Below are 20,815 nucleotides of genomic sequence, written 5' to 3'. Positions count from 1 at the left end.
CGGTGAACGGCTGTTCCCTCAGGACCCAACAGCGTGCCAGGCCGACCCCCCACGAACCCCGCTCGTTCCCTCCCCAGGCGAACCCGAGGCGTACTAGAGCCAGACCCGCGACGAGCGCGGCCGTAGTCGATGTTCCACCCTTGAGCTCCACCCCGATCGCGTTCGGACCGAGCGTGGGCCTGGACACCAGGGCGCCGGCCACGAAGGACCGACCCGGTGCCAGATGCTCCTTAGAAAGGAGGTGATCCAGCCGCACCTTCCGGTACGGCTACCTTGTTACGACTTAGTCCCAATCGCCAGTCCCACCTTCGACGGCTCCCTCCACAAGGGTTGGGCCACCGGCTTCGGGTGTTACCGACTTTCGTGACTTGACGGGCGGTGTGTACAAGGCCCGGGAACGTATTCACCGCAGCGTTGCTGATCTGCGATTACTAGCGACTCCGACTTCATGGGGTCGAGTTGCAGACCCCAATCCGAACTGAGACCGGCTTTTTGGGATTCGCTCCACCTCGCGGTATCGCAGCCCTTTGTACCGGCCATTGTAGCATGCGTGAAGCCCAAGACATAAGGGGCATGATGATTTGACGTCATCCCCACCTTCCTCCGAGTTGACCCCGGCAGTCTCCTATGAGTCCCCACCATGACGTGCTGGCAACATAGGACGAGGGTTGCGCTCGTTGCGGGACTTAACCCAACATCTCACGACACGAGCTGACGACAACCATGCACCACCTGTACACCGACCTTGCGGGGAGCACATCTCTGCACTTTTCCGGTGTATGTCAAGCCTTGGTAAGGTTCTTCGCGTTGCATCGAATTAATCCGCATGCTCCGCCGCTTGTGCGGGCCCCCGTCAATTTCTTTGAGTTTTAGCCTTGCGGCCGTACTCCCCAGGCGGGGCACTTAATGCGTTTGCTGCGGCACGGAACTCGTGGAATGAGCCCCACACCTAGTGCCCAACGTTTACGGCATGGACTACCAGGGTATCTAATCCTGTTCGCTCCCCATGCTTTCGCTCCTCAGCGTCAGTTGCGGCCCAGTGACCTGCCTTCGCCATCGGTGTTCCTCCTGATATCTGCGCATTCCACCGCTACACCAGGAATTCCAGTCACCCCTACCGCACTCTAGTCTGCCCGTACCCACTGCAAGCCCGAGGTTGAGCCTCAGGTTTTCACAGCAGACGCGACAAACCGCCTACGAGCTCTTTACGCCCAATAATTCCGGACAACGCTTGCGCCCTACGTATTACCGCGGCTGCTGGCACGTAGTTAGCCGGCGCTTCTTCTGCAGGTACCGTCACTTGCGCTTCTTCCCTGCTGAAAGAGGTTTACAACCCGAAGGCCTTCATCCCTCACGCGGCGTCGCTGCATCAGGCTTGCGCCCATTGTGCAATATTCCCCACTGCTGCCTCCCGTAGGAGTCTGGGCCGTGTCTCAGTCCCAGTGTGGCCGGTCGCCCTCTCAGGCCGGCTACCCGTCGTCGCCTTGGTAGGCCATCACCCCACCAACAAGCTGATAGGCCGCGAGCCCATCCTTGACCGATAAATCTTTCCAGACGCAACAGATGCCTGTACGTCTCATATCCGGTATTAGCCGCCGTTTCCCGCGGTTATCCCAGAGTCAAGGGCAGGTTACTCACGTGTTACTCACCCGTTCGCCACTGATCAGACAGGGCAAGCCCCGTCGTCACCGTTCGACTTGCATGTGTTAAGCACGCCGCCAGCGTTCGTCCTGAGCCAGAATCAAACTCTCCGTAAATGTCTACATGGCACCCCACCGCCGAAACGGCAAGGCAACCGACACACGAAACAGCCCCGAATCACTCCGGGACCAGTTGAATTCGGCTTCATGAGGACCGCACCCCCACGGAGGCGGAAGACGATCCCCAGTCAACCAAGACTCACCACACGAGACCACCCGACCAAACGGCCGAACAACCCCGCCGATGAACCATCTTGGCATCGACTACTTGGCACACTGTTGAGTTCTCAAGGAGCAGACGCTCATCCATCCAGGCCCTTCGACCCATCCAGAGGCAACTTCTCAATCTTACCTGAGCTTTTCGCTCTCCGTGACCACCCTGTTCGGGATGATCTGCGGATCACCTTCGTCAGGCGATCCGCGGGAGAGAGACTAGCTCATCCCGAGCGCGTCTCGACCGGCGCCAGAAGCGCCTGAGGTCGATGCTCGGGGGTGGCCACCTCGGTGGGACCGACCACCAGGATCTTCTCTGGTGTCCGTTCCTCCCTGCCGGGCGACATCCAGAACATTACGCGGACGTTTCCCGGACCGTCAACTCCGGTCCTCCCGCAGGACGGCGTGAGCAGCCCCGGACCGCGCGGTCGCGGCCCCTCCAGCGCGCTGATCTGCGGCGACGCTGCGCGTGTCCCCCAGATCGTGACGCGGGCGACACCCGCGTGGCCCAGCGCCGGGCGTGCGGGGGCCGCTGGAGGGCGCCGGCGGCTCCCGGGACGCGACGACGGCGGGCCGCGACGACCGCCGGAGCAGTCGTCGCGGCCCGCCGGCCACCGCGAATGGTCAGGCCCGTGCGTCGGCCACGGCGAGCGTGCGCTTGCCGCGGCGCAGGACCGCCCAGCGACCGTGCAGCAGGTCGGCGTCCGTGAGCGTCGCGTCCTCGTCGGTCACCTTGACGTTGTTGACCGACGCCCCGCCCTCGGCGATCGCCCGGCGCGCGGCTCCCTTGCTCGCCACGATCCCCGACGCGGCGAGGACGTCGACCACCAGGTCGCCCGTGCGGACCGCCGCCGACGGCAGCTCGGCGACGGCTGCCGCGAGCGTCGCCTCGTCGAGCGCCGCCAGGTCCCCGCGCCCGAAGAGCGCCTGGCTCGCCGAGACCACCTTGTCCGCAGCCTCGGTGCCGTGGACGAGCGACGTCACCTCGTGCGCGAGCGCGCGCTGGGCCTCGCGGGCCGCTGGCCGCTCGGCGACCGCGCGCTCGAGGTCCTCGATCTCCTCGCGGCTCCGGAACGAGAAGACCTTGAGGTAGCGGACCACGTCGGCGTCGTCGGCGTTGAGCCAGAACTGGAAGAAGGCGTACGGGCTCGTCAGCCCGGGGTCGAGCCACACCGTGCCCGACTCCGTCTTGCCGAACTTCGTGCCGTCGGCCTTCGTGATGAGCGGGGTCGTCAGCGCGTGCACCCCGACCCCCTCGGCCTTGCGCACGAGCTCGACGCCGGAGAGCAGGTTGCCCCACTGGTCGCTCCCGCCCGTCTGCAGGCTCACCCCGTGCCGCCGGTACAGCTCGAGGAAGTCCATGCCCTGGAGCACCTGGTAGCTGAACTCGGTGAAGCTGATGCCCTGCTCGCTGTTCAGGCGCCGGGCCACGGTGTCCTTGGCGAGCATCGTGCCGAGCCGGTAGTGCTGGCCGACGTCGCGGAGCAGGTCGATCGCGGACAGCTGCGCCGTCCAGTCGAGGTTGTTGACCATCGTCGCGGCGTCCGGGCCGTCGAAGTCGAGCAGCGGCTCGATCTGGAGGCGGATGCGCTCGACCCAGCCGGCGACGACGTCGCGGGGGTTGAGCGTGCGCTCCCCCGTCATCTTCGGGTCGCCGATCAGGCCGGTCGCCCCGCCGACGAGCGCGAACGGTCGGTGGCCGGCGCGCTGCAGACGGCGGATCGTGAGGATCTGGACGAGGTTGCCGATGTGCAGGCTCGGCGCGGTCGGGTCGAACCCGCAGTAGAGGTTCACCGGGCCGGCGTCGAGAGCCGCGCGCAGCGCGTCGAGGTCGGTGGTCTGGGCGACGAGGCCGCGCCAGGCGAGCTCGTCGAGGACGTGGTTCACAGGTGCTCCTTGGGGATGCGCGTCGAAGGGGGCGCGGCGCGCCGTGGGGGCGCGCTCGCGACGGGTCAGGCCGACGTCGTCCCGCTGGGCGGGCTGCTCACCGACGCCGGCGACCGATACGCGGGGCGGTAGGCGGAGACCGTGCGCTCACCGGACAGCCAGAGCCGCCACGGGAACCGGGACGGGTCGGCGCCCTCTCCCCCGACGCCGACCCGGGGGCCGGTGGCGAGCGCCGGGAAGAGCAGTCCCTCGTGACGGTGCACCAGGACGGCCCCACCGCGCTCGGTCACGTCGGCGCCGTTGGCCCCGAGGTCGAGACCCAGCGCGACAGCCAGGCGCGCCGGACCGCGGGCGAGCGAGCGCTCGGAGTCGACGACACCCTTGCTCTCGCGGCGCGCACGCGCGAGGTCGGCTCCCTCGACGACCTCGCCGGCCCGCAGGAGGACCGCCGCCGGCTGGCCGCTCGGGCTCGTCACCACGTTGACGCAGTGGTGCAGGCCGAGGTGGCGGTACACGTACAGGCGCCCGGGTTCGGCGAACATCGTCGCGTTGCGCGCGGTGCGACCGCGGAAGGCGTGCGAGCCCGGGTCGTCGGCTCCGCCGTAGGCCTCGACCTCGGTGAGCCGGATCGTCACGTCGCCCTCGGGCGACCGGCTCGTGATGTGCGCGCCGAGCAGGTCGCGGGCCACCGCGAGCACGTCCCGGGCGTACCAGACGCGCGCGGGGACGATCCCCACGCCGTCACGCGCGTCCGGTGCTGTGCTCATTCCACCATCCTGCCGTACGCGTCGAGCCGGACGTCGGCGCGGTCCGCGGTGCCCTCGCGCCGGAAGTGGACCTGCTCGTCGTGCATCCACCGCTCCCAGTGCGGCCGCATCGCCGCGCCGTCCCGCTCGAGACCGCGGTCGAGCCGCAGGGGCGCGGGCGCCTCGACCCAGACGAGCACGACGGCGTCGTGCGTGACGGCCCGGCGCCCGGCGCCGCAGCCCTCGACGACCAGGGCCTGCGGGACAGGGACGTCGACCCAGTCCGCGAACCGCTCGCTCGGCCAGTCGTAGCGCTGGTAGCGCCCGGCGCGACCCCGCCGCAACGGCTCGAGGACCTGCGCGGACAGGCGCGGGGCGAGGTCGCCGTCGAGGCCCGACCAGCCTGCGTAGAGGTCGTCGAGGTGCAGCACGGCGGCGCCCACCCCGCGGTCCGTGAGGTGCCCGGCGAGCGCGGCGGCGAACGTCGACTTGCCCGAGCCCGCCGGGCCGTCGACGCACACGAGACGGACCGGACCCAGCCGAGCGGCCCGTCCGAGGGCGAGCTCCGCGACACGGGCGGCTGCTGCCCGTGCCTCGGTCGGTGACGTGGCGGCGGCCGGCGCACCGCTCGGGGTCGCACCGCTCGGGGTCGCGCCGCCGGCGGCCAGGGCCGCGGGAGCCGGGTCGGCGGACCCGCCGACGGCCGGGAGCACCTCGCCGTCCGGCCAAGCCGCGTCGGTGTCCGGCCGGTCAGCGTCCGTGCCGGCCGCGTCGGTCCCGGGCCCGTCCACGCCCGGGACCTCCGCGTCGGTCACGACGTCCAGGCGCGCAGCTCCGCGGAACGGTCGCGTGCGCGCACGAGCTGCTCCGCGACCCGGACCGGCGCGGTGCCGCCCGTCGCCGAGCGCGACGCGAGCGAGCCCTCGACGGTCAGCACCGAGCGGACCCCGGGCGTGAGGTGCTCCGAGATGCCGGCGAGGTCGTCCTCGCTGAGGTCCCACAGCTCGATGCCGCGCTCCTCGCACACCCGGACGCACGCACCGGCGACCTCGTGGGCGACGCGGAACGGCACGCCCTCGCGCACGAGCCACTCCGCGACGTCGGTCGCGAGCGAGAAGCCCTGCGGCGCGAGCTCGGCGAGGCGGTCGGTGTCGAACGTGAGCGTCGCGACCATGCCCGCGAAGGCCGGCAGGAGCACCGAGAGCGTGTCGACCTGGTCGAACACCGGCTCCTTGTCCTCCTGCAGGTCGCGGTTGTACGCGAGCGGGAGGCCCTTGAGCGTCGTCAGCAGCCCTGCGAGGTCGCCGACGAGCCGCCCGGCCTTCCCGCGTGCGAGCTCGGCGATGTCCGGGTTCTTCTTCTGCGGCATGATGCTCGACCCGGTCGAGTAGGCGTCGTCGAGGCGGACGAAGCCGAACTCCTTGGTCGCCCACAGGATGATCTCCTCGGCGAACCGCGACAGGTCGACGCCCGTCATCGCCGCGACGAACGCGAACTCCGCGACGACGTCGCGCGACGCCGTGCCGTCGATCGAGTTCTCGACGGGGCCGTCGAAGCCGAGCTCGGCCGCGACCGCCGCGGGGTCGAGCCCGAGCGACGAGCCGGCGAGCGCCCCCGAGCCGTACGGCGACCGCGCGGCGCGGGCGTCCCAGTCGACCCAGCGCTCGACGTCGCGCAGCAGCGGCCACGCGTGCGCGAGCAGGTGGTGCGCGAGCAGGACGGGCTGCGCGTGCTGCAGGTGCGTGCGCCCGGGCATCGGGGCGTCGCCCGCGGCCGTCGCCTGGTCGAGGACCGCGTCGACCACGTCGAGCACCAGGCCGCCGACGTGGCGCGCCTCCTCGCGCAGGTACACGCGCACGAGCGTCGCGATCTGGTCGTTGCGCGAGCGACCGGCGCGCAGCTTGCCGCCCACCTCCGGGCCCGCGCGCTCGATCAGCCCGCGCTCGAGCGCGGTGTGCACGTCCTCGTCGGCGAGCACCGGCAGGAACGCGCCGCTCACGACGTCGTCGTGCAGGCGGGAGAGCCCGTCGAGCATCGTGGCGAGCTCGGCGTCGTCGAGCAGGCCCGCGCGGTGCAGCACGCGCGCGTGCGCGACCGAGCCCGCGATGTCGTGGCGGGCGAGCCGCCAGTCGAAGTGCGTCGACTGCGACAGCGCCGCGAGCGCCTGCGCGGGACCGCCGGCGAACCGGCCGCCCCACAGGCTCACGGGCGCCTGCCCGGCGACGGTCCCGCCGCTCCCTGCGCCGTCGCCGGACGGTCCGCCCTCGAGGCCGCCCGACGGTGTGCCGGACGACGTGCCCGCTGCGTCCGTCATGTCAGTCCGTCCCGACTTCCATCGCGGCGCTCTCGAGCGCGAGCTCCTCGTCACCGACGACCGAGGGGTTGTCCGTGATGACGTCCGCGCCGCCCGTGGGCAGGGCGCCGAAGAGCGTGCCGTTCTCGACGAGGACCTGGCCCTGGTCGACCGGCTGCTGCGCGTACAGCTCGAGCTTCGCGCGGGAGTCGGCGATGTCGAGGTTGCGCATCGTCAGCTGGCCGATCCGGTCGGTCGGGCCGAAGGCGGCCGACTCGGTGCGCTCCATCGAGAGCTTGTCCGGGTGATAGGACAGCGCCGGGCCGTCCGTGCGCAGGATCGTGTAGTCCTCACCCCGGCGCAGGCGCAGCGTGACCTCGCCCGTGACGACGGACGCGATCCACCGCTGGATCGACTCGCGCAGCATGAGCGCCTGGGGGTCGAGCCAGCGGCCCTCGTAGAGCAGCCGGCCGAGCCGGCGGCCCTCGGCGTGGTAGCTCGCGATCGTGTCCTCGTTGTGGATGGCGTTGACGAGCCGCTCGTAGGCGACGAACAGCAGCGCCATGCCGGGGGCCTCGTAGACGCCGCGCGACTTCGCCTCGATGATCCGGTTCTCGATCTGGTCGGACATGCCGAGCCCATGCCGCCCGCCGATCGCGTTGGCCTCGCGCACCAGTGCGACCGCGTCGTCGAAGCGCACGCCGTTGATCGTGGTCGGCCGGCCGCGCTCGAAGGCGATCGTCACGTCCTCGGTGTCGATCGCCACCGCGGGGTCCCAGAACCGGACGCCCATGATCGGCTGGACCAGCTCGAGCGAGACGTCGAGCTGCTCGAGCGTCTTGGCCTCGTGCGTGGCGCCCCAGATGTTGGCGTCGGTCGAGTACGCCTTCTCGGCGCTGTCGCGGTACGGCAGCTCGTGCTCGACGAGGAACTGGCTCATCTCGGCGCGCCCGCCGAGCTCGGACACGAAGTCCTTGTCGAGCCACGGCTTGTAGATCCGCAGGGACGGGTTCGCCAGCAGCCCGTAGCGGTAGAACCGCTCGATGTCGTTGCCCTTGAACGTCGAGCCGTCGCCCCAGATCTCGACGCCGTCGGACTGCATCGCGCGCACCAGCAACGTGCCGGTCACGGCGCGGCCCAGGGGGGTCGTGTTGAAGTACGACCGGCCGCCGCTGCGGATGTGGAACGCGCCGCACGCGAGCGCCGCCAGGCCCTCCTCGACCAGCGCGCCCTTGCAGTCGACCGCTCGCGAGAGCTCCGCGCCGTACATCAGGGCGCGGTCGGGCACCTGGTCGATCTCGGGCTCGTCGTACTGGCCGAGGTCCGCGGTGTACGTGCACGGGATCGCGCCGTGGTGACGCATCCAGGCCACCGCGACCGACGTGTCGAGACCGCCCGAGAAGGCGATCCCCACGCGCTCGCCCACGGGCAGCTGAGTCAGAACCTTGCTCACGTGTCTTCCTTCTCTCGTGCGTCGTCGCGGCCGGCCGCGAGATCGAGGAACCGCTGGGCGACGGCCTGGCCGCCGCCGGGGTCGCTGCTGATGACCAGGACGGTGTCGTCACCGGCGATGGTGCCCATCACGCCCGGCATGACCGAGTGGTCGATCGCGGAGGCGAGGAACTGCGCGGCTCCCGGCGGGGTGCGCAGGACGACGAGGTTGCCCGACGCCTCGGCCGTCACCACCAGCTCGGCACAGAGCCGCGCGAGCCTCGCCGCGAGCATCTCGGCGTCGGCGACGGGCGCGGGGGCGCGGTTGCCGCCCTCGGCGGGCACGGTGTACACGAGCGACCCGGACGGTGTGCGGACCTTGGTGGCACGGAGCTCGACGAGGTCGCGCGACAGCGTCGCCTGGGTCACGGTGACACCCTCGCCCGCGAGCGCCTCGGCCAGCTCGGACTGCGAGTGCACCGCGCGGCGCCCGAGCAGACCCGTGATCAGCGCGTGCCGGGCCGCCTTCGTCGGCGGGGAGGTCGCCCCGGCGGTACCCGCGATGGTGCCGGGGCTCATGACCGCTCCAGCAGCCAGGTGAGCAGCGCCTTCTGGGCGTGCAGGCGGTTCTCGGCCTCGTCCCAGACCGCCGACTGCGGGCCGTCGAGGACCTCCGCGGTGATCTCCTTGCCGCGGTACGCCGGCAGGCAGTGCAGCACGATCGCGTCCGGGGCCGCGGCCGCGAGCGACGCGCTGTTCACCTGGAACGGCAGGAACGGCTCGGCCCGGGCGTCCGCCGTCGTCTCGTGCCCCATGGAGACCCACGTGTCGGTCGCGATCACGTCGGCGCCGGCCACGGCGACGGCGGGGTCGTGCGTCACGAGGACGGAGCCGCCCGTGCCGGCCGCGACGCGCTCGGCGTCCGCCAGCACGGCCGCGTCGGGCAGGTACCCGGGCGGCGCCGCGACCCGCACGTGCAGGCCCGCGGTCGCACCGCCGAGGAGGTACGAGTGCCCCATGTTGTTGGCCCCGTCGCCGAGGTACGCGAGCGTCTTCCCGGCCAGCGCCCCGACGCCGCCGCGCAGCTGCGCGATCGTCATGAGGTCGGCGAGCACCTGGCACGGGTGGAACTCGTCCGTCAGCGCGTTCACGACCGGGACGCCCGAGGCGCCCGCCATCGCGTCGAGCCGGCTCTGCGCCGACGTGCGCCAGACGATCGCCGCGCACTGGCGGTCCAGCACGCGCGCGGTGTCCTCGATCGGCTCGCCGCGCTCGAGCTGGGACGTCCCGGAGTCCAGGACCAGCGGGTAGCCGCCGAGCTCCGCGACACCGACGGAGAACGACACGCGCGTGCGCGTCGAGTGCTTGTCGAAGACCAGGGCGACCGCACGCGGGCCGGCGAGCGGCGTCCGGATGAACCGGTCGTCGCGGAACGCGAGCGCGAGCTCGAGGACCTCGCGCTGCTCGCGCGGGCTCAGGTCGTCGTCGCGCAGGAAGTGCCGCACCATCTCAGGCCTCCGGTCCGAGGTCGCGCGGGAGCCCCGCGAGGAAGTCGACGAGCTGCTGGCCCTGGCCCGCGGTGAGGATGAGCGGGGGGGCGATCCGGAGCGTGGTCGGCGTGCATGGGTTGACGATGATCCCGGCCGCGAGCGCCTGCGCGGCGACCTCGGCCGCCACCGGGCGCGCCAGCTCGATCGCGATCAGGAGACCCTCGCCGCGCACCTGCGCGACGAGCGGGTGCCCGAGCGCGGACACCGCGGCACGCAGCCCGGCGCCGACGTCGCGGACGTTCGCGAGCAGGCCGTCGCGCTCGATGACACCGATCGTCGCGAGGCCCGCCGCCGCGGCGACCGGGTTCCCGCCGAACGTCGTGCCGTGCTGACCGCGGCCCAGGAGCGTCGCCGCGCGCTCGCCGTACGCGACGACCGCGCCGATCGGGAAGCCGCCGCCGAGGCCCTTGGCGAGAGTGACGACGTCGGGCACGATCCCGCCGCCGAGGTGGTCGTGGTGGTGCGCGAGCCAGACGCCGGTCCGGCCCATGCCGGTCTGCACCTCGTCGAGCGCGAGCAGCGCTCCCGCGGCCGACGTGAGCTCGCGGGCCAGTGCGAGGTACCCCGCGGGCAGCGGGCGCACACCGGCCTCGCCCTGGACGGGCTCGAGCACGAGGGCCGCGACGTCCGCTCCCCCGCCGTTCTCCGGCGCGAACGCCGCCCGCAGGGCCTCGCTGTCGCCGAACGGCAGGAACTCGACGCCGCCGGGCAGCGGCTCGAACGGCTCGCGGTAGGCCGGCTTGTGGGTCAGCGCGAGCGCCCCCATGCTCCGGCCGTGGAAGGACCCCTCGAGCGCGAGGATGCGTGGGCGGCCCGTGCGGCGCGTCATCTTCACGAGCGCCTCGTTGGCTTCCGTCCCCGAGTTCGTGAAGAACACCCGCGAGCCGTGCGGTGCGCGGGCGAGGTCGAGCAGCCGCTCGGCGAGCGCGACCTGCGTCGGCGTCGCGAAGAAGTTCGACACGTGCCCGAGCGTGCCGAGCTGCGCGGAGATCGCCGCGGTCAGCGTCGGGTGCGCGTGGCCCAGCGCGTTGACCGCGATGCCCGCGAGCAGGTCGAGGTACCGCTTGCCGTCGGCGTCCCACACGTAGGCGCCGTCGCCGCGCACGAGCACGCGCTGCGGCGGGCCGAACGTGTCCATGACCGCCGCGGAGTACCGCTGCGTCCAGTGCGCGCCCGAGTCGGGGGCGACGAGGTCGCCCGTGCCTGCGCCCACGCCCGCACCGGCGGGCTGCGTCACGTCGGTGCCGCTCATGCCCGCGACCTCCGGACCGCGGCCTCGTCGACCGCCGGGATCTCGCCCGTGAACGGGGACGGGACCGGCTCGTCGTCGGGCAGCACCATCGTGCCGACGCCGTCGGACGTGAAGACCTCGACGAGGATCGAGTGCGCGGCGCGCCCGTCGATCACGTGCGCCCGGCCCACGCCGCCCTCGACGGCCCGCCAGCACGCCTCCATCTTGGGCCGCATGCCGGCGTCGAGCGTCGGCAGCAGCTCGGCGAGCGCGCTCGACCGGATGCGGCGCACGAGCGAGCCGCGGTCCGGCCAGCTCGTGTAGAGGCCCTCGACGTCGGTGAGCACGATGAGCTTGCGCGCGCCGAGCGCGACGGCGAGCGCCGCCGCCGCGGTGTCCGCGTTGACGTTGAGCACCTGCGTGGGGTCCTCGAGGTCGGGCGCCACGGTGGACACGACGGGGATGCGGCCCGCGTCGAGCAGGTCGAGGACCGCGCTGGGGTTGACCTCGACGACGTCGCCCACGAGCCCGATGTCGACGCTCTCGCCGTCGACGACGGCGTGCCGGCGCCGGGCGCGCAGCAGCCCGCCGTCCTCGCCGGACAGCCCGACCGCGTAGGGGCCGTGCGCGTTCAGCAGCCCGACGAGCTCGCGCGAGACCTGGCCCGTGAGGACCATGCGGACGACGTCCATCGCCTCGGGCGTCGTGACCCGCAGCCCGCCGCGGAACTCGCTCTCGATGCCGAGCCGGTCGAGCATCGCGTTGATCTGCGGACCGCCGCCGTGCACGACGACGGGCCGGAGCCCGACCTGGTGCAGGAAGACCATGTCCTCGGCGAACGCCCGCTTGAGGTCGTCGTCGACCATCGCGTTGCCGCCGTACTTCACGACGACGAGCGCGCCCTTGAAGCGCTGCAGCCACGGCAGGGCCTCGATGAGGACCTCGGCCTTCTGGTCCGCGCGCAGGTCGGTGCGGGTGTTGAAGACGAAGTCGTCGCTCACGGTGGGTCCGTCGGTGCTGGGGGTCACGTCGCTCTCGCTCATGTGGAGTAGGCGCTGTTCTCGTGGACGTAGTCGTGCGAGAGGTCGTTGGTCCAGACCGTCGCGGACGCGTCACCGGCGTGCAGGTCGATGACGACGTGCACCTCGCGCTGCGAGGCCAGGTCGACCTTCGAGCGGTCCTCGTAGGCACCGCCCGCGCGGCAGACCTGGACGCCGTTGAACGTCACGTCGAGCTGCGCGGGGTCGTACGCCGCGACCTCGACCGGGACGGTCCCGACCTGGGCGAGGATCCGGCCCCAGTTCGGGTCGTTGCCGAAGATCGCGGTCTTCACGAGGTTGGAGCGGGTCACGGCCCGCGCCACGGCGACCGCGGCGTCCTCGGTCTCGGCGTTCACGACGGTGACCTCGACGTCGTGCGTGGCACCCTCGCAGTCCGCGACCAGCGCCCGCGCCAGGCGCGCGCACACCTCGCGCACCGCCTCGGCGAACTCGGCCGGGTCGGGGGTGACGCCGCTCGCGCCGGAGACCAGCAGCGCGACCGTGTCCGAGGTCGACATGCAGCCGTCGGAGTCGATGCGGTCGAGCGTCGTGCCCGTCGCGGCGCGCAGGGCGGCGTCCGCGGTCGCGGCGTCGACGTCGGCGTCGGTCGTGATCACGCACAGCATCGTCGCGAGCGCGGGGGCCAGCATCCCGGCGCCCTTGGCCATCCCGCCGACCGTCCAGCTGCCCGACGGCGTCTCGACCGTGACGTGCGCGGTCTTCGGGACGGTGTCGGTCGTCATGATCGCGACGGAGGCGTCCGGTCCGCCGTCCGCCGACAGCGCGGGGCCGGCGGTCTCGACGCCCGCGAGGAGCTTCTCGCGCGGGAGCCGCTCGCCGATCAGCCCCGTCGAGGCGACGAGCACGTCGCCCGACGAGACCCCGAGCACCTCGGCGACCTTCTCGGCCGTCGCGTGCACGTCCTGGAAGCCCTCGGGGCCGGTGCACACGTTGGCGCCGCCGGAGTTGAGCACCACGGCGCTCGCGATCCCGTCGGACACCGCCTGGCGCGACCACACGACCGGCGCGCCGACGACGCGGTTCGACGTGAACACCGCGGCCGCGACCTGCGACGGACCGTCGTTGACGACGAGCGCGAGGTCCGGGCGGCCCGACGCCTTGAGCCCGGCGGTCACGCCCGTGGCGCGGAAGCCGGCGGCGGCGGTCACGCCGGGCGACGGGGTGGGCGTCGCGGGGGTCTTGGGTGCGGTGCTCACGGGGCGACTCCGTCCAGCGGGAGGCCGAGCGTCTCGGGGAGGCCGAGCGCGAGGTTGAGGGACTGCACGGCGGCGCCGGCGGTCCCCTTGACGAGGTTGTCGATCGCGGTGACGGTCACGACGCGGCCTGCGCGCTCGTCGACCGCGACCTGCACGAGCGCGGTGTTGGCGCCGAGCGTCGCGGCGGTCGTCGGCCACTGGCCCTCGGGCAGCAGGTGCACGAACGGCTCGTCGCAGTAGGCCTGCTCCCAGGCGGCCCGAACCGACGCCGGGTCGGTGCCGGGCACGAGGCGGGCGGTCGCGGTCGCGAGGATCCCGCGCGCCATCGGGACGAGCGTCGGGGTGAACGAGATGCTCACGGCCGCCGCGCCCGCGACGCCGAGGTTCTGCTCGATCTCGGGGATGTGCCGGTGCGTGCCGCCGACCGCGTACGGCTGGGCCGCACCGAGGGCCTCGCTCGCGATCAGGTGGGTCTTGAGCGACTTCCCCGCGCCCGAGTAGCCGTTGGCGAGCACCGCCACGAGGTCGGTCGGCTCGATCAGCCCGGCGGCGATCCCCGGCTGGAGGCCGAGGGTGACGGCGGTGACGTTGCACCCGGGCACCGCGATGCGCCGGGTGCCCGCGAGCGCGGCGCGCTGGGCGCCGGGCGTCCGCTCCCCCGCGTGCAGCAGCTCGGGCAGCCCGTAGGGCCAGGTGCCGGCGTGCGGGTTGCCGTAGAACGCCTCCCACGCGGCGGCGTCGACGAGCCGGTGGTCGGCGCCGAGGTCCAGGACGAGCGCGGCGTCCCCGAGCTCGGCCGCGACCGCCCCAGACGCGCCGTGCGGCAGCGCGAGGACGACGACGTCGTGCCCCGCGAGCTGCTCGACGTCGGTCGGCGCGAGCACGCGGTCGGCGAGCCGGCGCAGGTGCGGCTGGTGCTCGCCCAGGCGGGTCCCGGCGTTGGAGTGCGCCGTGACCGTGCGGATCTCGGCCTCGGGGTGGTCGAGCAGCAGGCGGAGCATCTCCCCGCCCGCGTACCCGCTCGCGCCGGCGACCGCCACGGTGAACGTCATGTGCATGACCATACACCCAAGTGCATAGTCACTACGACGGGGCTCGCCGTCGAAGGACCTACGCGCCGACCTGCTCGCGCACCTGCCGCTTGGTCCGCTCGAGCATCCCCGTCATCCCCCGCAGCCGCAGCGGGCTCACCGCCTCGGTCAGGCCGATCGTGAACGGGTAGTCGTCGGGCAGCGCGAGCACCTCCTGCGCGGTGAGCCCCTCGAGGCCCTCCGCGAGGATCGCGGCGAAGCCCCGCGTCGTGGGCGCCTCGGGCGGGGCGGACGCATAGAAGTGCACGATCCCGTCGCCGTCGACCTCCGAGAAGGCGCGCACGGGCGACTGGCACTCCTCGACGCGCTCGAGCAGGCCCGGCTGCGCGGCGTAGCGCTCGGGCAGCTCGGGCAGCTCGCGGGAGAACTCCAGCAGCAGCTGCAGGCGGTCCGGCTGCGGGACGGCGAGGAACTCCTCGCGGATCCGTGCGAAGGCCTCGGGGACGTGGGTCTCAGCCATGGGACCGATCCTCCCACCTTCTCCGGACCGCCTGGCAGCCCGCGGGGCTCACGCCGGGAGGCTCCCCGGCTCCTCGCCCTTGACGATCGGGACGCGCACCGAGTTCCCCCACTCGGTCCACGAGCCGTCGTAGTTGCGGACGTTGTCGAGGCCCAGGAGGTGCTTGAGCGCGAACCACGTGTGGCTCGACCGCTCGCCGATGCGGCAGTACGTGATGACCTGGTCGTCCGGGGCCAGACCGAGGCCGCCGTCCTGGTAGATCGCCTCGAGCTCGGCACGCGACTTGTACGTCCCGTCCGCAGCGACCGCCGTCGCCCACGGCACGTTGCGGGCCGTCGGGATGTGGCCCGTGCGCAGCGCGCCCTCGTTCGGGTAGTCGGGCATGTGCGCGAGCTCGCCCGTGTACTCCTTGGGCGAGCGGATGTCGACGATCGGGTTGCCGAGGTGCGCGAGGACGTCCTCCTTGAACGCCCGCAGCGTCCGGTCGTCCCGCTCGACGACCGGGTACTCGACGGGCGTCGGCGTCGGGACCTCGGTCGTGATCTCGCGGCCCTCGGCGATCCACGTGTTCCGGCCACCGTCGAGCAGCCGCACGTCCTCGTGGCCGAACAGCGACAGCACCCACAGCGTGTAGGCGGCCCACCAGTTGTTCTTGTCGCCGTAGATCACGACGGTCGTGTCGCGCCCGATGCCCTTGGAGCCGAGCAGCTGCGCGAGGCGCTCGCCGTCGACGTAGTCGCGCACGTCGGCGTCGTTGAGGTCCGTGTGCCAGTCGATCTTGACCGCGCCCGGGATGTGCCCCGTCTCGTACAGCAGCACGTCCTCGTCCGACTCGACGACGACCAGACCCTCGGCGCCGAGGTGGTCGGCGAGCCACTGGGTCGTCACGAGACGCTCCGGGTGCGCGTACTGCGCGAGCTTCTCCGACGTCCTGTCGATCTCCACCGTCATGCCCAGCTCCGTCCGCCGTGGAGCCCCCGTCGGACCCCGCGGGCCTGAGCCTGCGAGCGGGGCGCGGGGCGCGTCAAGGCGGGACGGCGAGGTGCACACATCGTGAGACGCCGTGTCCGCCGCGGATGATCCGGCCGGCGACCGGCGTTGCGCCCGGCGTGCAGACGATCCAGGCCGGCAGCGCCGGCGGCCCCGAGGTCCTCGAGCTCGTCGAGCTCCCCACGCCCGAGCCCGGGCCCGGACAGGTCCGCGTGCGCGTCGCCGCGGCGGGCGTGAACTTCATCGACACCTACCGCCGGTCGGGGCTGTACCCGGTCCCGTTCCCGCACGTCGTGGGCGGCGAGGGCGCGGGCACGGTCGACGCGCTCGGCGACGGGGTCACCGGGCTCGGCGTCGGCGACCGCGTCGCGTGGGCGTCCGGCGCTCCAGGCTCCTACGCCGAGCAGGTGCTGCTCGACGCGGAGCACGCGGTGCCGGTGCCGGAGGGCGTCGACCTCACGACGGCCGCGGCGCTGCTGCTCCAGGGCATGACCGCGCACTACCTCGTCTCCTCGACGTTCCCCGTGACCGCCGGCCAGGACGTGCTGGTGCACGCCGCGGCCGGGGGCGTCGGTCTGCTCCTGACCCAGCTCGCCGTCGCCCGGGGCGCGCGGGTGCTGGCCACGGTCGGGGCGGCGGAGAAGGAGGACCTGGCGCGCGGTGCCGGGGCCGCCGAGGTGGTCCGGTACGACCTGCTCGACGACCTGGCGACCGCGCTCCCCGCGCGCGTGCGCGAGCTCACCGGCGGCGCCGGTGTGCACACGGTGTTCGACGGCGTGGGGCGTGCGACGTTCGACGCCTCGCTCGCGTCGCTGCGCCCGCGCGGCGGCCTCGCGCTCTTCGGCGCCGCGTCCGGGCCCGTCCCCCCGCTGGACCCGCAGCGGCTCAACTCCGCCGGCTCGCTGTTCCTGACCCGCCCCACGCTCGCGCACTACACCGCGACGCGCGAGGAGCTTCTCTGGCGGGCCGGCGAGCTGCTCGACGCCGTCGCCGCCGGCACGCTCGACGTCCGGGTCGGGGCGACGTTCGCGCTGCGCGACGCCGCGGACGCGCACCGCGCGCTCGAGGGGCGCGCCACGACCGGGAAGGTCGTCCTCGTCCCGTGAGCGTCCCCCAGCCTGCCTCCGCCGTCGACTCCCCCGTCCCGCGCGCGGCCCACCCGGACGACGTCCCCGCGCTCGCCGTGCTCAATGACGCCGCCGTCCCGGCCGTCAACGCGCTCGGCGCCGCCGGGCTGGCCGCGCACCTGCCCGCGTGCGACGTCGCACTCGTCGTCGACGACCCCGCAACCGGCGCGCCGCTCGCGTTCCTGCTCGCGCTCGCCCCCGGGGCCGCGTACGCGAGCGAGAACTACCGGTGGTTCTCGACCCACCGGCCCGGCTCGCTGTACGTCGACCGGATCGTCGTCGCGCCGCACGGGCACGGCCGTGGCGTCGGACGCGCGCTCTACGACGCGGTGGACGCCGCCGCCGTGCGGGCCGGGCTCGGCGAGGTCACGTGCGAGGTCAACCTCGACCCGCCCAACCCCGCGTCGCTCGCGTTCCACCGGCGGCTCGGCTTCGCGCAGGTCGGGGAGCAGGTGACGTCCGGCGGAGCGGTCCGCGTGGCGCTGCTCGCGCGGGAGGTCGGCGCGGCCTGAGGGCGGCGGCAGGCTCCGCTCCGCACGTGCGGCGCGGAGCCCTCGCTCAGCGCACGCCGGCCGGCTCGCGCTCGGCCGTCGATCGCGACGGCTCCGGCCACGACGGCATCGACGTGCCCTGCGCGAAGAACAGCCACTCGTGCCGGCACGAGCGCACGAAGGCCTCGAGCATGCGCGCGCGCTCCGCCGGACCGGCGGACCGGGCCGCGTCGTCGGTCAGCTCGCGCGCCCGGTCCGACGCCCGCGCGAACTCGGGGTCGCCGTACGTCGCGATCCAGTCGGCGTACGGGTGCCCGTCGAGCTCGGACCGGGCCAGCAGGCGCGCGCCGATGTCCGCGTACAGCCAGTAGCACGGGAGCACCGCGGCGACGAGCTCCGTGTACGAGCCGGTCGCCGCGACCGCGCGCAGGTGGTCGGTGTACGCGGCGGTCACCGGTGACGTCGCCGCGCCGCCCTCGGCCACGCCGTACCGCCCCAGCCACCGCCGGTGGAGGTCCGACTCCACCGCGAGGCAGTGGTGCGCGCCGCGCGCGAAGAACTCCTGCGCCCCGCGGTCCGGGGCGAGCTCGCTCGCCCGCGCCAGGACGCGGGAGTACTCGCGCAGGTACAGCGCGTCCTGCGCGAGGTAGAACGCGAACTGCTCCGGCGCGAGCGTCCCGGCGGCGAGCCCGCGGACGAACGCCAGCGCGTCGCAGGCCTCCCGCAGGTCCGCGACCTGCTCCCAGGCCTCGTCGGTGAAGCGCCGCGCGCTGCCCTGCCGGTGCGCGTGGTCGACGGGACCGTTGCCGGTCCCGACCTGCAGCGCGGCCCCGGCCCGGAGGGCGCCCGTGAGCCACTCCTTGGCCTCGCGCACCGCCGTGACCCAGTCGTCGCGCTGCGGGCGCAGGGTCGCGACCGCGGCGGACAGCGAGCAGCCGGTCCCGTGCGTGTGGAGCGTCGCCACGCGCGGCGCGTCGATCTCGACGGTCCCCTCGGTGGTCACGACGGCGTCTGGGCTCCGGCCGGGCTCCCCCGCGAGGTGACCGCCCTTCACCAGCACCGCGACCTCGTGCAGGCGGGCGAGCCGCACCCCCTGGTCGAGCGCCTCGGGCCACGTCGCAGCGACCGGCTCGCCGAGCAGGACCGCGAGCTCGGGCAGGTTGGGCGTCACGAGGTCGGCGTGCGCGAGCAGCGACCGCACGGCGTCCTCGGCACCGCCGTCGAGCAGCCGGTCCCCGCTCGTCGCGACCATGACCGGGTCGAGCACGACGTGCGGCGGCCGGTGCGCCGCGAGCCACGCACCGAGCTCGCGGGCGACGGCCTCGGTCGCGACCATGCCGATCTTCAGCGCGTCGACCGTGACGTCGTCGCTCACCGCGTCGAGCTGAGCGCGCAGGAACGCGGGGTCGGGCACGTGGCTCGTGCGCACGCCGCGGGTGTTCTGCGCGACGAGCGCGGTGACCACGGCCATGCCGTACCCGCCGTGCGCGGCGATCGACTTGAGGTCCGCCTGGATCCCGGCACCCCCGGTCGGGTCCGTGCCCGCGACCGACAGGACGCGCGGACGGCTCGGTCCGCCCGGTGCACCGAAGCGGAGACGGTCCGGCGCGGCGTCGAGCCCCGGCCGGTCCGCCGGGACGGGCGCGGCCCCGAGCGGCGGGGTCACGAGGCGCTCGCGGCGTGCGAGCGGGCCCGCGCCCACGCGGCGACGAGCTCGGTCGCCGCGGCGTACGGCGCGGGGTGCGAGCACACCGCGGACACCACCGCCAGGCCCACGGCGCCCGCGAGGCGCACCGGCTCGGCGTCCTCGACGGTCAGCCCGCCGATCGCGACGACCGGCAGCGTGGACCGGCGCGCGACCTCGGCGAGCCCGTCGAGGCCGATGGGGTCCGCGGCGTCCGGCTTGGTCGGGGTCGCGCGGACCGGTCCGGCACCGAGGTAGTCGACCACCCCGGTCCGCAGCGCCGCGTCGACGTCCTCGTCGCGCGCGGCCGAGACGCCGATGAGCGTCCCGGCACCCAGCAGCCGTCGCGCGTCCACGGCCGGGAGGTCGGACTGCCCGAGGTGCACGCCGTCCACGCGCGCTCCCCGGCGGCGGGCCGCGAGCACGACGTCGACCCGGTCGTCGACCACGAGCGCGGGCGGACCGACGAACCGCGCGAGCCGGCCCGCCGCGGCGACCGTGAGGTCGAGCAGCGCGCGCACGTCGCGGTCCTTGGCGCGCAGCTGGACGACGCCGAGCCCGGCGTGCGCCGCGGCGTCCACGACGTCCAGCGGATCGTGCCCGGCCCCCTCGCAGACCGCGGCGTCGAGCACGAGGTACGGACCCGGGGGCAGCGCGGCGCTCATGCGCGGGGCCCCGCGGCCGTCAGCGCGCCGACGTGCAGACCTGCGGCCGCACGCTCGACCAGCCTGTCCGCGGTCAGGGCGTACACGGCATCGACGAACGCCGCGGCGAACGACCCGGGCCCGCGCGCCACGAGGGCGGCGTCGGTCGCGGCCTCGTTGAACCAGGCGCTGGCCGTGACCGCCGCGACGAGCGGGCTCGCGACGGCGCTCGTCGCGGCGACGAGCCCGCCGAGCGCGCACCCTCCCCCGGTCACCAGCGTCAGGAGCGGGTCGCCGCCGGTGATCCGCACGACCGTCACGCCGTCGGTCACGAGGTCCGTCGCGCCCGAGACCGCCACGACCGCCCCCGTGCGCCCGGCGACCGCCACGGCGGCGGTGAGCGCGTCGTCGACGTCGTCGCGCGCGTCGACCCCGCGCCCCGCGGAGGAGAGCCCGGCGAGCGCCCGGATCTCGCTCGCGTTGCCCCGGACCACCGCCGGAGTGTGCACGAGGATCTCCGCCGCGAGCCGCGTCCGGAGCGAGAGCACCCCGACCGCGACGGGGTCGAGGACCCACGGCGTGCGGGCACCCTGCGCCGCGGCGACCGTCGAGCGGATCGACACGCGGTGGTCCGCACCCATCGTCCCGAGGTTCACGAGCACCGCGTCCGCGACGTGCGCGAGCTCCTCCGCCTCGCCCGGCGTCGCGACCATCGCCGGGGACGCGCCCGCGGCGAGCAGCACGTTCGCGACCAGGTTGACGGTCACCTCGTTCGTGAGGCACTGCACGAGCGGCGTGCGGTGCCGGACCTGCTCGGCAGCCTCGTGCACCGCGCCGAGGAGCGCGTCACGCTCCGTGGCCGAGCCGGCCGGGTCGTTCTCAGGCGCATGAGTCATCTCATGACATCCCTTCGCTAGTACGAACTAGATCAGGTTCGACGGGTGTGATCTCAGCTCGCCCGCACCGGTCGCAGCCGGTACGCGAGCACCCCGTGTCATTCGCGGATCACCCTATTCGGAC

The 20,815-nt window shown here is 73.4% G+C and carries 18 protein-coding genes, 1 rRNA gene and 1 riboswitch; of the genes, 2 read left to right on the top strand and 17 right to left on the bottom strand.

Annotated elements, in window-relative coordinates; all coding sequences use genetic code 11:
- Window positions 1–234 precede the first annotated feature (234 nt).
- From NXY84_RS09420 to NXY84_RS09355, 14 genes are all read right to left on the bottom strand, one after another.
- A 16S ribosomal RNA gene (locus NXY84_RS09420) occupies window positions 235–1,757 on the bottom strand.
- Between the two features lie 780 nt (window positions 1,758–2,537).
- Window positions 2,538–3,800, bottom strand: coding sequence for a tyrosine--tRNA ligase (gene tyrS / locus NXY84_RS09415; RefSeq protein ID WP_258726820.1), 1,263 nt, complete (start codon window positions 3,798–3,800; stop codon window positions 2,538–2,540).
- A gap of 65 nt (window positions 3,801–3,865) precedes the next feature.
- Window positions 3,866–4,567 (bottom strand): DNA-3-methyladenine glycosylase, encoded by a 702-nt coding sequence (locus NXY84_RS09410; protein ID WP_258726819.1) that lies wholly within the window; start codon window positions 4,565–4,567, stop codon window positions 3,866–3,868.
- The gene (locus tag NXY84_RS09405) at window positions 4,564–5,361 is read right to left on the bottom strand and encodes a uridine kinase family protein (RefSeq protein ID WP_258726818.1); all 798 of its coding nucleotides are present in this window, start codon (window positions 5,359–5,361) and stop codon (window positions 4,564–4,566) included. Before NXY84_RS09405 ends, NXY84_RS09410 begins: the two co-directional genes overlap by 4 nt.
- Entirely contained in the window at window positions 5,358–6,860 is a 1,503-nt protein-coding gene (argH, locus tag NXY84_RS09400; protein WP_258726817.1) for an argininosuccinate lyase, read from the bottom strand. The genes NXY84_RS09405 and argH overlap by 4 nt, the downstream gene beginning before the upstream one ends.
- A gap of 1 nt (window position 6,861) precedes the next feature.
- Complete coding sequence (argG, locus tag NXY84_RS09395; RefSeq protein ID WP_258726816.1) at window positions 6,862–8,292, bottom strand: argininosuccinate synthase; 1,431 nt, start codon at window positions 8,290–8,292, stop codon at window positions 6,862–6,864.
- The gene (locus NXY84_RS09390) at window positions 8,289–8,849 is read right to left on the bottom strand and encodes an arginine repressor (RefSeq protein WP_258726815.1); all 561 of its coding nucleotides are present in this window, start codon (window positions 8,847–8,849) and stop codon (window positions 8,289–8,291) included. The genes argG and NXY84_RS09390 overlap by 4 nt, the downstream gene beginning before the upstream one ends.
- A complete protein-coding gene (gene argF / locus NXY84_RS09385; protein WP_258726814.1) occupies window positions 8,846–9,778 on the bottom strand; it encodes an ornithine carbamoyltransferase in 933 nt (310 codons plus the stop codon). The genes NXY84_RS09390 and argF overlap by 4 nt, the downstream gene beginning before the upstream one ends.
- A gap of 1 nt (window position 9,779) precedes the next feature.
- Complete coding sequence (locus NXY84_RS09380) at window positions 9,780–11,072, bottom strand: acetylornithine transaminase (protein ID WP_258726813.1); 1,293 nt, start codon at window positions 11,070–11,072, stop codon at window positions 9,780–9,782.
- Entirely contained in the window at window positions 11,069–12,094 is a 1,026-nt protein-coding gene (argB, locus tag NXY84_RS09375; RefSeq protein WP_258726812.1) for an acetylglutamate kinase, read from the bottom strand. The genes NXY84_RS09380 and argB overlap by 4 nt, the downstream gene beginning before the upstream one ends.
- The gene (gene argJ / locus NXY84_RS09370; RefSeq protein ID WP_258726811.1) at window positions 12,091–13,308 is read right to left on the bottom strand and encodes a bifunctional glutamate N-acetyltransferase/amino-acid acetyltransferase ArgJ; all 1,218 of its coding nucleotides are present in this window, start codon (window positions 13,306–13,308) and stop codon (window positions 12,091–12,093) included. The genes argB and argJ overlap by 4 nt, the downstream gene beginning before the upstream one ends.
- Window positions 13,305–14,360 (bottom strand): N-acetyl-gamma-glutamyl-phosphate reductase, encoded by a 1,056-nt coding sequence (argC, locus tag NXY84_RS09365; protein WP_258726810.1) that lies wholly within the window; start codon window positions 14,358–14,360, stop codon window positions 13,305–13,307. Before argC ends, argJ begins: the two co-directional genes overlap by 4 nt.
- Before the next feature lie 58 nt (window positions 14,361–14,418).
- Window positions 14,419–14,859, bottom strand: coding sequence for a SufE family protein (locus NXY84_RS09360; protein WP_258726809.1), 441 nt, complete (start codon window positions 14,857–14,859; stop codon window positions 14,419–14,421).
- Window positions 14,860–14,907: 48 nt separating this feature from the next.
- Window positions 14,908–15,810 (bottom strand): sulfurtransferase, encoded by a 903-nt coding sequence (locus tag NXY84_RS09355; RefSeq protein WP_258726808.1) that lies wholly within the window; start codon window positions 15,808–15,810, stop codon window positions 14,908–14,910.
- Between the two features lie 158 nt (window positions 15,811–15,968).
- Here NXY84_RS09355 and NXY84_RS09350 point away from each other — a divergent pair, with 158 nt between their 5' ends.
- Together NXY84_RS09350 and NXY84_RS09345 are read left to right on the top strand one after the other, a co-directional pair.
- A complete protein-coding gene (locus NXY84_RS09350; protein WP_258726807.1) occupies window positions 15,969–16,955 on the top strand; it encodes a quinone oxidoreductase family protein in 987 nt (328 codons plus the stop codon).
- Window positions 16,952–17,488 carry a GNAT family N-acetyltransferase gene (locus NXY84_RS09345; protein ID WP_258726806.1) on the top strand — a complete coding sequence of 179 codons (537 nt, stop codon included), beginning with the start codon at window positions 16,952–16,954 and terminating at the stop codon, window positions 17,486–17,488. The genes NXY84_RS09350 and NXY84_RS09345 overlap by 4 nt, the downstream gene beginning before the upstream one ends.
- Before the next feature lie 46 nt (window positions 17,489–17,534).
- Here NXY84_RS09345 and thiD read toward each other — a convergent pair whose 3' ends face one another.
- The 3 genes from thiD to thiM all read right to left on the bottom strand — a co-directional run bounded on the left by thiD (window position 17,535) and on the right by thiM (window position 20,691).
- Window positions 17,535–19,169 (bottom strand): bifunctional hydroxymethylpyrimidine kinase/phosphomethylpyrimidine kinase, encoded by a 1,635-nt coding sequence (gene thiD, locus NXY84_RS09340; protein ID WP_258726805.1) that lies wholly within the window; start codon window positions 19,167–19,169, stop codon window positions 17,535–17,537.
- Window positions 19,130–19,816 (bottom strand): thiamine phosphate synthase, encoded by a 687-nt coding sequence (locus NXY84_RS09335; RefSeq protein WP_258726804.1) that lies wholly within the window; start codon window positions 19,814–19,816, stop codon window positions 19,130–19,132. The genes thiD and NXY84_RS09335 overlap by 40 nt, the downstream gene beginning before the upstream one ends.
- On the bottom strand, window positions 19,813–20,691 hold the full coding sequence (gene thiM, locus NXY84_RS09330) for a hydroxyethylthiazole kinase (RefSeq protein ID WP_258726803.1): 879 nt from the start codon (window positions 20,689–20,691) through the stop codon (window positions 19,813–19,815). Before thiM ends, NXY84_RS09335 begins: the two co-directional genes overlap by 4 nt.
- A riboswitch (TPP riboswitch) is annotated at window positions 20,684–20,797 on the bottom strand. It overlaps the preceding gene by 8 nt.
- Window positions 20,798–20,815 lie beyond the last annotated feature (18 nt).

It is taken from the genome of Cellulomonas sp. NS3 (assembly GCF_024757985.1).
In the GTDB taxonomy this organism is placed as follows: domain Bacteria; phylum Actinomycetota; class Actinomycetes; order Actinomycetales; family Cellulomonadaceae; genus Cellulomonas_A.
This window is presented reverse-complemented; position numbering and strand designations above follow the sequence as displayed.

Excerpts from the sequence above, each read along its gene's own strand:
- NXY84_RS09410 (WP_258726819.1), bottom strand. The coding sequence starts at position 4,567 with ATGAGCACAGCACCGGACGCGCGTGACGGCGTGGGGATCGTCCCCGCG.
- argH (WP_258726817.1), bottom strand. The coding sequence starts at position 6,860 with ATGACGGACGCAGCGGGCACGTCGTCCGGCACACCGTCGGGCGGCCTC.
- NXY84_RS09390 (WP_258726815.1), bottom strand. The coding sequence starts at position 8,849 with ATGAGCCCCGGCACCATCGCGGGTACCGCCGGGGCGACCTCCCCGCCG.
- argF (WP_258726814.1), bottom strand. The coding sequence starts at position 9,778 with ATGGTGCGGCACTTCCTGCGCGACGACGACCTGAGCCCGCGCGAGCAG.
- NXY84_RS09380 (WP_258726813.1), bottom strand. The coding sequence starts at position 11,072 with ATGAGCGGCACCGACGTGACGCAGCCCGCCGGTGCGGGCGTGGGCGCA.
- argB (WP_258726812.1), bottom strand. The coding sequence starts at position 12,094 with ATGAGCGAGAGCGACGTGACCCCCAGCACCGACGGACCCACCGTGAGC.
- argC (WP_258726810.1), bottom strand. The coding sequence starts at position 14,360 with ATGACGTTCACCGTGGCGGTCGCCGGCGCGAGCGGGTACGCGGGCGGG.
- NXY84_RS09360 (WP_258726809.1), bottom strand. The coding sequence starts at position 14,859 with ATGGCTGAGACCCACGTCCCCGAGGCCTTCGCACGGATCCGCGAGGAG.
- NXY84_RS09355 (WP_258726808.1), bottom strand. The coding sequence starts at position 15,810 with ATGACGGTGGAGATCGACAGGACGTCGGAGAAGCTCGCGCAGTACGCG.
- NXY84_RS09335 (WP_258726804.1), bottom strand. The coding sequence starts at position 19,816 with ATGAGCGCCGCGCTGCCCCCGGGTCCGTACCTCGTGCTCGACGCCGCG.
- thiM (WP_258726803.1), bottom strand. The coding sequence starts at position 20,691 with ATGACTCATGCGCCTGAGAACGACCCGGCCGGCTCGGCCACGGAGCGT.